General features: G+C 50.7%; 13 protein-coding genes and 4 tRNA genes. 6 read left to right on the plus strand and 11 right to left on the minus strand.

The window, feature by feature from the left end; genetic code table 11:
• From ABGI61_RS05455 to lolB, 10 genes are all read right to left on the minus strand, one after another.
• Nucleotides 1-71: transfer RNA gene (locus tag ABGI61_RS05455), tRNA-Gln, on the minus strand.
• A gap of 51 nt (nucleotides 72-122) precedes the next feature.
• Nucleotides 123-197: transfer RNA gene (locus ABGI61_RS05460), tRNA-Gln, on the minus strand.
• A gap of 30 nt (nucleotides 198-227) precedes the next feature.
• Nucleotides 228-312: transfer RNA gene (locus ABGI61_RS05465), tRNA-Leu, on the minus strand.
• Nucleotides 313-332: 20 nt separating this feature from the next.
• Nucleotides 333-409 (minus strand) — tRNA-Met (locus tag ABGI61_RS05470).
• 183 nt (nucleotides 410-592) lie between these two features.
• Nucleotides 593-1,684, minus strand: a complete 1,092-nt coding sequence (gene ychF, locus ABGI61_RS05475) for a redox-regulated ATPase YchF (protein WP_347598093.1) — start codon at nucleotides 1,682-1,684, stop codon at nucleotides 593-595.
• 46 nt (nucleotides 1,685-1,730) lie between these two features.
• Nucleotides 1,731-2,333 carry an aminoacyl-tRNA hydrolase gene (pth, locus tag ABGI61_RS05480; protein WP_347598096.1) on the minus strand — a complete coding sequence of 201 codons (603 nt, stop codon included), beginning with the start codon at nucleotides 2,331-2,333 and terminating at the stop codon, nucleotides 1,731-1,733.
• Entirely contained in the window at nucleotides 2,333-2,938 is a 606-nt protein-coding gene (locus tag ABGI61_RS05485; protein ID WP_347598099.1) for a 50S ribosomal protein L25/general stress protein Ctc, read from the minus strand. The genes pth and ABGI61_RS05485 overlap by 1 nt, the downstream gene beginning before the upstream one ends.
• A 163-nt stretch (nucleotides 2,939-3,101) precedes the next feature.
• Nucleotides 3,102-4,037 (minus strand): ribose-phosphate pyrophosphokinase, encoded by a 936-nt coding sequence (locus ABGI61_RS05490; RefSeq protein WP_347598102.1) that lies wholly within the window; start codon nucleotides 4,035-4,037, stop codon nucleotides 3,102-3,104.
• Between the two features lie 76 nt (nucleotides 4,038-4,113).
• Nucleotides 4,114-4,959 (minus strand): 4-(cytidine 5'-diphospho)-2-C-methyl-D-erythritol kinase, encoded by an 846-nt coding sequence (ispE, locus tag ABGI61_RS05495; RefSeq protein ID WP_347598105.1) that lies wholly within the window; start codon nucleotides 4,957-4,959, stop codon nucleotides 4,114-4,116.
• Nucleotides 4,956-5,612 carry a lipoprotein insertase outer membrane protein LolB gene (gene lolB, locus ABGI61_RS05500; RefSeq protein WP_347598106.1) on the minus strand — a complete coding sequence of 219 codons (657 nt, stop codon included), beginning with the start codon at nucleotides 5,610-5,612 and terminating at the stop codon, nucleotides 4,956-4,958. The genes ispE and lolB overlap by 4 nt, the downstream gene beginning before the upstream one ends.
• Nucleotides 5,613-5,632: 20 nt before the next feature.
• Here lolB and hemA point away from each other — a divergent pair, with 20 nt between their 5' ends.
• The 6 genes from hemA (at nucleotide 5,633) to kdsA (ending at nucleotide 11,794) form a co-directional block, all read left to right on the plus strand.
• Nucleotides 5,633-6,892 (plus strand): glutamyl-tRNA reductase, encoded by a 1,260-nt coding sequence (gene hemA, locus ABGI61_RS05505; protein ID WP_347598109.1) that lies wholly within the window; start codon nucleotides 5,633-5,635, stop codon nucleotides 6,890-6,892.
• Nucleotides 6,893-6,910: 18 nt separating this feature from the next.
• A complete protein-coding gene (gene prfA, locus ABGI61_RS05510) occupies nucleotides 6,911-8,002 on the plus strand; it encodes a peptide chain release factor 1 (protein ID WP_347598112.1) in 1,092 nt (363 codons plus the stop codon).
• Nucleotides 8,003-8,845 (plus strand): peptide chain release factor N(5)-glutamine methyltransferase, encoded by an 843-nt coding sequence (prmC, locus tag ABGI61_RS05515; protein WP_347598115.1) that lies wholly within the window; start codon nucleotides 8,003-8,005, stop codon nucleotides 8,843-8,845. It abuts the gene before it with no gap.
• An 88-nt stretch (nucleotides 8,846-8,933) separates the two neighbouring features.
• Nucleotides 8,934-10,493: a DUF3369 domain-containing protein gene (locus ABGI61_RS05520; RefSeq protein ID WP_347598118.1), complete on the plus strand. Its 1,560-nt coding sequence runs from the start codon at nucleotides 8,934-8,936 to the stop codon at nucleotides 10,491-10,493.
• Between the two features lie 50 nt (nucleotides 10,494-10,543).
• Entirely contained in the window at nucleotides 10,544-10,924 is a 381-nt protein-coding gene (locus tag ABGI61_RS05525; RefSeq protein WP_347598121.1) for a SirB2 family protein, read from the plus strand.
• A gap of 21 nt (nucleotides 10,925-10,945) precedes the next feature.
• Nucleotides 10,946-11,794, plus strand: a complete 849-nt coding sequence (gene kdsA / locus ABGI61_RS05530) for a 3-deoxy-8-phosphooctulonate synthase (RefSeq protein WP_347598124.1) — start codon at nucleotides 10,946-10,948, stop codon at nucleotides 11,792-11,794.
• A 44-nt stretch (nucleotides 11,795-11,838) separates the two neighbouring features.
• Here the strand turns inward: kdsA and ABGI61_RS05535 are convergent, their stop codons facing one another.
• Complete coding sequence (locus tag ABGI61_RS05535; protein WP_347598127.1) at nucleotides 11,839-12,177, minus strand: DUF3718 domain-containing protein; 339 nt, start codon at nucleotides 12,175-12,177, stop codon at nucleotides 11,839-11,841.
• Nucleotides 12,178-12,181 lie beyond the last annotated feature (4 nt).

Consider the following 12,181-nt stretch of genomic DNA (forward strand, 5'->3'; position numbering starts at 1 on the left):
AGGGGCGGCTGGATTCGAACCAACGCATGGCGGGATCAAAACCCGCTGCCTTACCGCTTGGCTACGCCCCTGCAAAACGGGCGTGTCATGTCGTTTTCAAAACCACACAACCTATAAATTAATGGCAGGGGCGGCTGGATTCGAACCAACGCATGGCGGGATCAAAACCCGCTGCCTTACCGCTTGGCTACGCCCCTGCAAAAACTTGTGTGCATCCACTTTAAAAGTGGTGCGGAGAGAGAGACTCGAACTCTCACACCTCGCGGCGCTGGAACCTAAATCCAGTGCGTCTACCAATTCCGCCATCCCCGCATGCACAGGTAAAGTTAAAGTGGTGGCTACAGCGGGAATCGAACCTGCGACCCCAGCATTATGAGTGCTGTGCTCTAACCAGCTGAGCTATGTAGCCACGCTAACTTGACCTAAGCAAGTGGCGCGTATTATCCAGAACTGCCCCTATAGCGTCAACCGTTTTTTTGCGTTAAAAATTCAATGTTGGTTTGTTTGCCGATTTAATATGCAAAACGCTGGTTTCACAGGCAATAAAAAAGCCGTTGTCGCTAAACAACGGCTTTTTCTCAGCAAAAACTGCTTAAACGTTAAAACGAAAATGCATCACATCACCATCTTTTACGATGTAATCTTTACCTTCTAAACGCCATTTGCCGGCTTCTTTAGCACCGGCTTCGCCGTTGTACTGCACAAAGTCGTCGTAGCCAACCACTTCCGCGCGGATAAAGCCTTTTTCAAAGTCGGTGTGAATCACGCCGGCTGCCTGTGGTGCGGTGGCGCCAATAGCGACTGTCCAGGCGCGGACTTCTTTTACACCGGCAGTAAAGTAGGTGTGCAGGTTCAACAGTGAGTAACCGCCACGGATCACGCGGTTCAGGCCAGGCTCTTCCAGGCCCATATCCGCCATAAACTCGGCTTTCTCATCGTCGTCCAGCTCAGCAATTTCTGACTCAATAGCGGCGCATACCGGCACCACTATGGCACCTTCTTTATCAGCAATCGCCTGAACGATGTCTAAATAGGGGTTATTTTCAAAGCCGTCTTCCGTCACGTTAGCGATGTACATGGTTGGCTTGATGGTTAAGAAGTTCATATAGGCGATTAAGGCCTTTTCTTCTTTATCAAGCGGTAGCTGACGTAGCGTTAAACCTTGCTCTAAATGGGCTTTTACTTTTTCCAGTACCGCCATTTCGGCTTTGGCGTCCTTATCGCCGCCTTTGGCTTTTTTGCTCACACGTAAAATGGCACGCTCCGCACTGTCCATATCTGACAGCACTAATTCCATATTGATGGTGTCGATATCGTCGGCCGGGTCAATTTTTCCGGCAACGTGAATAATGTTGTCATCGTCAAAGCAGCGCACAACATGGCCAATAGCATCGGTTTCACGGATATTGGCCAAAAATTTATTGCCCAGGCCTTCGCCTTTGGATGCGCCTTTAACCAGACCCGCGATATCAACGAATTCCATGGTGGTGGGTAGCACGCGCTGCGGGTTCACAATAGCGGCTAATTTGTCTAAACGCAGATCCGGTACTGGCACTACGCCTGTATTGGGCTCGATAGTACAGAACGGAAAGTTAGCCGCTTCAATACCTGCCTTAGTTAACGCGTTAAACAGGGTGGATTTGCCTACGTTTGGTAAGCCAACGATGCCACATTTGAAACCCATAATTAGTATCCTTTACGTGCTGTAAAAAGTTGTACCGGCTGCTGTATCAGCTGGCTTTAAAACTGTGCAGACGGCTTTGCGCTTTGACCAGGCCATCACGGGCGAGAATGTCAAAGCAGCGTACTGCTTCATCAATACTTTGCGCTATCAGCTGTTGTTCACTGGCGGGCGCTTTGCCCAGCACATAGCCGGTAACCTGATCTTTATGGCCAGGGTGACCAATGCCTAAGCGCAGGCGGTAAAAGTTCTGGTTATTCCCCAGGCGCGAGATAATATCGCGCAGGCCATTATGGCCTGCATGGCCGCCACCAAGTTTAAATTTGGCTACGCCGGGTTCCAGCGCCATTTCGTCATGCGCTACCAGGATTTGCTCTGGCGATAGCTTGTAAAACTGTGCCATCGCCAGCACGGCTTTACCGCTTAAATTCATATAAGTAGAGGGAATAAGTAATTTGAATTCTTGCCCGGCACAGATAAATTTGCCGGTATAACCGAAAAATTTCGGTTCGTTTTTTAAGCTGGCATTAAAGGCGTGGGCCAGCTGCTGTACAAACCAGACGCCGGCATTGTGCCGGGTCTGGCTGTATTCCGGGCCAGGATTACCCAGGCCCACAATCAACTGAATGGCTGATTGAGTAGTGTCAGACATTACTCAGCGGCAGTTTCTTCAGCGTCAGCTGCTTTACCAGCTGGTTTGTTCACAGAAACAACAGCTAAGTCCTGACCTTTCGCTAATTGCACGAAAGTAACACCCTTAGGTGCTTTGATGTCAGATAAGTGCAGGTGAGCACCTACTTCAACGTCGCTCATGTCAACTTCGATAAACTCTGGTAAGTCTTTTGGCAGACAAGAGATTTCGATTTCGTTAGCTGCGTGTACTACTACGCCACCTTTTTTCACAGCGGCTTCTTCGTTAACGAAGTGTACTGGTACTGTAGTGTGCAGTTCCTGGCCCGCTTCAACGCGCTGGAAGTCAACGTGCATAACTTTTGGCTTGAACGGGTGACGCTGCATCGCTTTAACGATGGCTTTAACTTCTTCACCAGCAACGTTAATTGTCAGGATATGAGAGTAGAAAGCTTCGAAGCTCTGTGCTTTTAACAGCTTAGAGTGCTCTAAAGTGATAGATTGCGCTGGCTTGCTGCCACCGTAAATAATCGCTGGAACTTTGTCTTCGTGACGCAGGCGGCGGCTCGCACCTTTCCCTGAATCAGTACGGACTTCTGCATTTAATGTAAAGATTGCATCAGACATGATGTACTCCAAAAATTTAAGTATCCCAAGACTTGCGACCAGTCTCAGGCTGGATGCCCCGTTTTGCGGGCGCGACATATTACCACCAGAGCAGGGTGGCTGCAAACACTAAGGTTTAGCAAATAAAAAAAGGCGCCGCAGCGCCTTTTAAACTTATTTAGCCCTAGTCAAACATCGACGAGATAGACTCTTCGTTGCTGATGCGGCGGATACACTCGGCCAGCATCTCGCTTAAGGTCAGTTGACGCACTTTGCTTACTGCCTTCATTTCAGGTGTTAGCGGAATAGTGTCGGTGATAATCAGCTCGTCAATCACGGAGTTGGCAATGTTCTGTGGTGCATTGCCAGAGAATACCGGGTGGGTCGCGTAAGCAAATACGCGCTTGGCGCCTTGCTCTTTTAACGCTTCAGCCGCTTTACATAGGGTGCCGCCGGTATCAATCATGTCATCAACGATAATACAATCGCGATCTTTTACATCGCCGATAATGTGCATAACTTGTGACACGTTAGCTTTAGGACGGCGTTTATCGATAATGGCTAAATCAGCATCGTTTAACAGTTTGGCGATAGCGCGGGCACGCACTACACCGCCGATATCAGGCGATACGACAACCGGTGACTGCAGATCTTTTTTACGCATGTCTTCAAGCAATACCGGGCTGGCGAACACGTTATCTACCGGCACATCAAAGAAGCCCTGGATCTGCTCGGCATGCAGGTCAACGGTCAATACCCGGTCTACACCAACACTGGATAAAAAGTCGGCGACGACTTTAGCGGTAATAGGCACCCGGGCAGAGCGCACCCGACGGTCCTGACGGGCATAGCCAAAGTACGGCATAACGGCGGTGATACGACCGGCTGAGGCGCGGCGCAGGGCGTCGACCATGACGATCAGTTCCATCAGGTTATCGTTGGTTGGCGCGCAGGTAGACTGGATAATAAACACATCAGAACCACGCACGTTTTCATTAATCTGTACGCTCACTTCGCCGTCACTGAAGCGGCCGACTTCGGCATCTCCGAGTTTAATATACAGGCGGCTGGCGATTTTACTTGCGAGTTCTGGTATGGCGTTACCAGCGAAAACCTTCATGTCAGGCACGGTAGGATCCTCAGGGCAGTGGTGAGTCCGGTTTATCAATATGCCGCGTGTTCAACGCGGCCGTTACTTATTCGGTATCTGCCAACGCAGCCCATACAGGCGACTGGTTGACCCCCTTGGCAATAAAACCCTGGCAGTTGGCCGGTAATTGCATAAGGGCATGCTGAGCACTGGTCTGGTCCGGGAATGCGGCGAACACACTGGCGCCAGTACCCGTCATTTGACACGGGGCGTATTCTACCAACCACTGTAAGGTTATTGCAACATTCGGGTAGAGCCGCTCGACCAGTGGTTGGCAGTCATTACGCCATAGGCTCTGGTGCAGTTGCTCAATAGAAATAGGCGCTGAATTTCTAATTAAATCAGGGTGCTGGAATATGTCTGCCGTGCTGACATGGCACTCTGGTGTGACGACTAAATACACTTTTTCTGCCAGGTTAACCGGCTGCAGTTTTTCTCCGACACCTTCAGCAAAGGCAGTAAAACCACGCACAAACAGTGGTACATCGGCGCCTAATGTCAGGCCAAGCCCGGCTAGCGTGTCGACGCTTAAATTAAGCTGCCACAGCTTATTTAGCCCCAGCAAGGTGGTGGCTGCATCAGATGAGCCACCGCCTAAACCACCGCCCATCGGCAGGCGTTTATCCAGGTAAATATCGCAGCCAAACGTGCTGTTGCTGCACTGCTGTAGCAGTCGGGCAGCACGCAGTACTAAATTTTGCTCGTTTATCAGTTCGCTGTTATTGCAATGAAGCGTAATGTGATTGTCGTGGCGCAGGGTAAAGGTCAGCTCATCGCCGACATCCAGCAATTGAAACAGCGTTTGCAGGTTGTGATAGCCATCGGGCCGGCGGCCGGTAATATGCAAAAATAAATTCAGTTTGGCCACTGCCGGCAGTGTTAAGGTGTTCATTGCCAGCTCCGGATCACGATTTTTATTTCGCTGTCACTGCTTTGCAGCAGCAAACGTTGCGGCAGTGCCAGCGCGTCCGGGAAAAAGCGCTGATAACTAAGCTGCCAGACAATGCCGGTGCTGTCGGTGAGTTCAAAGGCGGTGACCCGGTCAAACTCATCGCGCACTATATTGCGGCCGCGTTTGCCGGGGAGGCCGCGCAAATACAGCGGCATATCATGAAGTGGCATCGACCAGCCCGCCAGTTGCCACAGCAAGGTACTGGTATCAGCTGCCTGATAGGTTTCGCCTTTCACGCTGATGCTACTGAGGTTGCCATCATCGGTCAGTTCAAACAGGCTAATACCTAAAAAGTTACTTAAGCGGGCATTAAAATGTTCGCGGCTATGCTGCTGCCAGCGCAAATTACCGCTAATAGACTCGGCTGGGCTTTTAATGCCAACGCTGGCTTGTAGCTCGAACTGCTGCATAGCAAGCAGTTGCTGCTCGCGCTCGGTAACGTTTAGCGGCGCTTGCGCCTGTTTTGTTGGCTGCAGCAGGCTACAACCGGTGACCAGCAGTAACAACAAACCGCTTAATAGCGGTCGCAAAAAGGCATACACCACACTAAAGTCCTTCACTGTGCTTTTCTTGGGTTGGGCTTTTTCGTACAATTCGCCCCCTGACAATTCTGATGATACAGGTGATGGCCATTTTCGCACTCGGCATTAATCATAAAACGGCACCGGTGGCCCTGCGCGAACAAGTTGCTTTTGCGCCTGAGCAGTTGCCTGAAGCCTTGCGCGAACTGACCACGCTAACCAGTATTTCGGACGCGGTAATTTTGTCTACCTGTAACCGCACCGAGCTGTATTTTAACGGCAGTGCTAGCCAAGCGGAACAGGTAATTGTCTGGTTAGCGCAATTTCATGCCGTAAATGCTGCCGAGTTGCAGCCGCATTTGTATTTACATCAGGACAATGCCGCCGCTGAGCATTTAATGCAGGTGGCTGCCGGGCTCGACTCTTTGGTGCTGGGCGAGCCGCAAATTTTAGGCCAGGTTAAGCAGGCCTATAACCAGGCACGTAATGCCGGCACGGTAAACCCACAGTTTGAACGCTTGTTTCAAAAAACCTTTGCCGTGGCCAAGCAGGTACGTACCGACACCGACATTGGCGCCAATGCAGTATCAGTGGCCTTTGCTGCGGTAAGTCTGGCGCGGCAGATTTTTGGTAACCTGAGTAAAGTAAAAGTGTTATTAATTGGCGCCGGTGAAACCATAGAGCTGGTGGCTAAACACTTAAAAGAGCAAGGCGCCGCGCAGCTAACCGTAGCCAACCGCACTTATGAGCGGGCCGTGTTACTTGCTGATCAGTTTGGCGCTTCGGCCATTACACTGGCGCAGGTGCCAACCCAGCTGGCTGATGCCGATGTGGTGATAAGCTCTACCGCCAGTACTTTACCCATTGTCGGCAAAGGCATGGTGGAGCAGGCGCTGAAGCAGCGCAAGCACAAGCCGATGTTTTTAGTCGATTTGGCCGTGCCGCGCGATATCGAGCAGCAGGTAGGTGAGCTGGAAGATGCCTATTTATACACCGTAGATGACTTACAGAGCATAGTGGCGCAGAATCTGAATAACCGCCAGCAGGCAGCCGAGCAAGCCCGGCAAATGATAGCCGTCGGCGTGGCCGAGTTTAGCCAGTGGCTCACCTTACAAGGTAATGTCGACTGGGTGCGCGATTATCGCCAGCGCTGTGAGGCGGTGCGCACTGAGCTTTTGGCCAAAGCAGTAAACCAGTTAGCGGCCGGCCAGGATGCCGAGAAAGTGCTGGCCGAATTTTCCACTAAGCTCAGTAACCGGCTTATGCACAGCCCAACCAAAGCCATTCGTCAGCTGGTGCAGGATGATGAATTACCCAAACAATCACTGATCAACACCTTGTTAGATCTGTAAACAGGCACATAAAACACCATGAAAGAATCGGTATACCGTAAGCTTGAGGGCCTTGCTGAGCGCTATGAAGAAGTGCAGGCGCTGCTAAGCGACGCCAGTGTGATTAGCGATCAGAGCAAATTTCGCGAGTTGTCCAAAGAATACAGCCAGTTGGAAGATATCAGCAAAGCCTTTGCCGATTACCAGCAGGCGCAGCAGGATTTAGCCTCGGCTGAAGAAATGCAAAAAGACAGCGACCCTGAGATGCGCGAAATGGCGCAGGAAGAATATAAGGCTGCCAGAGAGCGGATTGAGCAGCTGGATAAAGAGCTGCAAATTTTATTACTGCCTAAAGATCCGAATGACAACAATAACTGCTTTTTGGAAATTCGAGCCGGTGCCGGTGGTGATGAAGCGGCGATTTTTGCCGGTGATGTGTTTCGGATGTACAGCCGTTTTGCCGAAAAGCAGCGCTGGAAGCTGGAGGTGATTAGCGCCAGCGACGGCGAGCACGGTGGCTATAAAGAAATTATTGCCAGTGTGCAGGGCGAGGGCGCTTACGGTACGTTAAAGTTTGAATCGGGCGGGCACCGCGTGCAGCGCGTACCGGCTACCGAATCACAAGGGCGGGTCCATACCTCAGCCTGTACGGTGGCAATTATGCCGGAAATTCCAGAAAGTGAAGCAATAGAAATTAACCCGGCCGATTTAAAGGTCGACACTTACCGGGCTTCTGGTGCGGGTGGTCAGCACGTTAACCGTACCGATTCGGCTATTCGCATTACTCACTTACCTACCGGTATCGTTGTTGAGTGTCAGGACGAGCGCTCGCAGCATAAGAACCGTGCCCGCGCCATGAGTGTATTGCAATCACGTATTCAGGCGGCAGAAGATGAAAAACGTCGCTTAGCGGAAGAATCGACCCGCCGCTCACTGGTGGGCAGTGGCGACCGTTCAGAGCGTATTCGCACTTACAACTTCCCACAAGGCCGTTTAACTGATCATCGCATCAACCTGACCATTTACCGTTTAAATGAGGTAATGGAAGGCGATTTAGATCAGGTGCTGGAGCCGTTAAAACAAGAGCATCAGGCCGACTTACTGGCCGCGCTGGCAGACGAGAACCGCTAAGTGGCGCCAGGCCAAAGCCTTAGTCAATGGCAAAAGCAGGCACAGCAAAAGCTAAGTCTGGTGAGCCCAACGGCGGATATTGAGGCGCGGCTGTGTCTGTGTCATGTGCTAAAGGTGACTAACACCTATCTTTACAGCCACGCCCAGCGCCAGCTTACCGAAACTGAGCAGGCAGCGCTTAACCAGCTGTTAAGCGCCCGGCTTACCGGGCAGCCGCTGGCCTATTTATTTGGCTACTGGCATTTTTACGATTTAAAACTGCAGGTAAACCCCAGTACCCTGATCCCGCGGCCGGATACCGAGCTGTTGGTTGAGCAGGCACTGAGTCTGGCATTGCCAACCGATGCCAAAGTGCTGGATTTGGGCACCGGCACTGGTGCTATTGCGCTGGCGCTGGCAGCCAACCGGCCACAGTGGCAACTCACGGCTGTAGACTATATCGCCGGGGCAGTAGCGCTGGCGGAGCAAAACCGCCAGCAGCTAAATATCCCTAACGTGACGGTAGTGCAAAGCAACTGGTTTACCGCTGTCAACGGGCAACAGTTTGATCTTATTGTGTCCAACCCGCCGTATATTGACCCATCAGACCGCCATCTCAGTGCGCTGCGTTTTGAACCCATTACGGCACTGACCGCTGCGCAGCAGGGCCTTGCTGATTTACGCCAGATCATTGCTCAGGCACCGGCCTATTTAACTGCTGGTGGCTGGTTGTATCTGGAGCACGGTTATGATCAGGCAGACGCCGTGCGCGGCTTATTAACCGCTGCCGGTTTTAACCAGGTGCAATCACAGCGTGATTATGGCAACAACTGGCGCATTACCGGTGGCTGTTTAGCATTGTAATCGTTGCTTTTTCTTTGACCACGCTGCGTATCCGGCATATAACTAAGCAAGTAATCTTCATTTTATTAATCAGCTAAGGAATAAGCGGATGTCGGATGATTTTTTATTTGCAGAAGAGCCGGAGCAGGTTGAGTCTACAAACCACGGCAGCTGGAAAATCCTGATTGTCGATGACGAGCCCGAAGTGCATGCCGTAACCAAGCTGGCGCTGAGTGACTTTAGTTTTCAGGGCAAAAATCTGGCATTTTTCAGCGCTTATTCTGGTGCAGAAGCAAAGCAGCTGATTGCTGAGCACCCCGATGCCGCTATTATGCTGCTGGATGTGGTGATGGAAACTGACGATGCCGGTTTATTGGTAGCCAGTTACATTCGTGAGCAGCTGCATAATGAGCATGTGCGGATTATATTGCGCACCGGCCAGCCGGGGCAGGCACCCGAGCGTCAGGTTATTATCAATTACGACATTAACGACTATAAATCGAAAACCGAGCTTACGGCACAAAAGCTGTTTACCGTCATTATGTCCAGCTTGCGCTCTTACCGCGATATTCTGTCGCTGGAGCAAAGCCGGCTGGGCTTAGAAAAAATTATTAATGCATCGGCCGATTTATTTTCATCGCACTCCATGGAGCAGTTTATCGATGGCGTGCTACAGCAGCTCACGTCCATCATTGGGTGTGATGAGAACGCATTGTTGGTTAGCTCGTCTATGGTGGCGGGCAATATCAGTGGTGACGTGTCCGATCCGCATAAACTGGTGGTGTTTGCCGGTCAGGGCGAGTTTGAGCGGCAGGAAGGCAAGCCCGTGCAGGACGTGTTGGCGCCAGAGCTGCTTGATGCGTTTGAAGCGGCGTTAAGGTCGCGCGGTATAGTGTATCGTGACAATTATCTGGTAGCGTATTGCACCAGTAAATTTACCCATGGCTCACTGCTGTATATCTCGGGTTTACCGGGCGCTATCACTGCTAATCAGAAAAAGCTGATTGAGCTGTTTTCGCAAAATGTGCAAATTGCCTATGAGAATGTGCAGTTACAACATGAGATTGAAGACACCCAGCGCGAAATCGTCTATCGCTTAAGTGAGGCAGTAGAGCATCGCTCAATAGAAACCGGCAACCATGTTAAGCGGGTCGCTTTTATTTGTTATGAACTGGGTAAAGCCTACGGTTTACCGGAAGAAGAAGCCGAGCGTCTGATGTTTGCCGCACCTTTGCATGATGTTGGCAAGGTCGGCATACCGGATGGTATTTTAAACAAGCCGGCCAAGTTACAGGGGCAAGAGTGGGAAGTGATGAAAACCCACGCCAGTATTGGCTATGAAATTTTAAAAAATTCCAAACGCAGTATTATTCAGGCCGGCGCCGTTATTGCACAGGACCACCATGAAAAGTGGGATGGCACGGGCTACCCTGCCGGTAAAAAAGGCGACGACATTCATATATACGGTCGTATTGCGGCACTGGCTGATGTGTATGACGCGCTGCGTCACCGCCGCTGTTATAAATCAGCCTGGAGTTTAGAACAGGTAATGGCCCATATCGACAATGAATCTGGCAAGCAGTTTGACCCTAAGCTGGTAGAAATATTTAAGCAGCGGGTCGACAAACTGGAGGCAATACTGCAAAAATACCCGGACAGCGATGAGTAACCCGCAGCCAGCATTAGCTGGCTGTTTTATTAACCCAAAGGATAAATGCTATGTATATGGCTTATAAGCATATTCACTTGCTAATGGTGGTGCTGAGTGTCAGTTTTTTATTAATTCGATTTGCCATGAGTTTAAAACCGGCAGCTTTGCTGCAGCATAAATTTTTCAAAATAGCTCCACATGTGATAGACACCCTGCTGTTGTTAAGTGCTGTTATGCTAATGCTGACATTACAGCAATACCCCTTTGTAAACGCCTGGCTGACAGAAAAGTTTATTGCTGTATTGGCGTATATTGCACTGGCTGTAATGGCATTTCGTGGCCGCACTACCTTTATTCGCTGGTTATGTTTCTTAGGTGCACTTGGCTGGCTCGGGCTGGCACTGCGCGTAGCTATTTCGAAACAGCCAGTGTTTTTACCTTTAGCCTGATAACCCATTTTTGGATAGATCATGAACGCTCATACTATTACGGTAGCCGGTATTCCGGTAGCCAACCATTTACCCTTCGTGCTGTTTGGTGGCATGAATGTGCTTGAGTCACGCGATCTGGCAATGCGTATTGCCGAACACTATGTTGAAGTCACCGGCAAACTGGGTATTCCTTATGTGTTTAAAGCCTCGTTTGATAAAGCCAACCGCTCGTCTGTGCACTCGTATCGCGGCCCAGGCCTGGACGAAGGCTTAAAAATATTTGAAGAAATTAAACGCACCTTTAAGGTACCACTGATTACCGACGTGCATGAGCCGTATCAGGCTGCACCGGTGGCTGAAGTAGTAGATGTGATCCAACTGCCGGCGTTTTTAGCCCGCCAAACTGATTTAGTGGTGGCCATGGCAAAAACCGGTGCTGTTATTAACGTGAAGAAGCCGCAGTTTTTAGCACCACATGAAATGCGCCACATTATTACCAAGTTCAAAGAAGCCGGTAACGAACAAGTACTGTTGTGTGAGCGCGGCAGCTGCTTTGGCTATAACAATTTAGTGGTTGATATGCTGGGCATGGATGAAATGAAGCAGTACGGCCCGGTGATCTTTGATGCAACTCATGCGCTGCAAAAGCCGGGTGGGCGTGAAAGCTCTGCCGATGGTCGTCGTGCCCAAGCGGCGCAGCTGGCACGTTCGGGTATGGCACTGGGGTTAGCGGGTTTGTTTATTGAAGCGCATCCGGATCCGAATCAGGCCAAGTGCGATGGCCCCTGTGCTTTACCACTGGCGAAGTTAGAGCCTTATTTACAGCAAATGAAGGCGGTGGATGATTTAGTCAAAAGCTTCGCCACTTTGGATACTGCTGCCAACTAAACCTGCACAGGAGCCGCCTTTGGCGTGCTCCTGTCAGCTGTTGCTTAATTTGGCGCTGCTGCCACATCTTTTATGGTTACCCTGCCTTTCATGCGGGCTTCATACGGCTCCAGCATAGCCGCTACTTTAAAAGCTTGCTGGTTACGGGCAAAGTCGGTAAGAGCCTGACCATTGCAGACCACTTTAGCCACCGCGTTTTGCTTGCTAATACGGTAAGCTTTCAAGGTCTTATGCAACCCCAGCCGGTCATCGGCGGCGGTTTCACTGCATACTTCAACCAAAGCGTTATTGATATAGCGGTTTGGTAATTCATTGCCGGCAAGCGCCGGTACTGCCACACTGGCACTGGCCAGAGATACTGCGAATAGAAGGGCGGTTTTCATTGTG

The organism is Rheinheimera fenheensis (assembly GCF_039871805.1).
GTDB lineage: Bacteria > Pseudomonadota > Gammaproteobacteria > Enterobacterales > Alteromonadaceae > Alishewanella > Alishewanella fenheensis.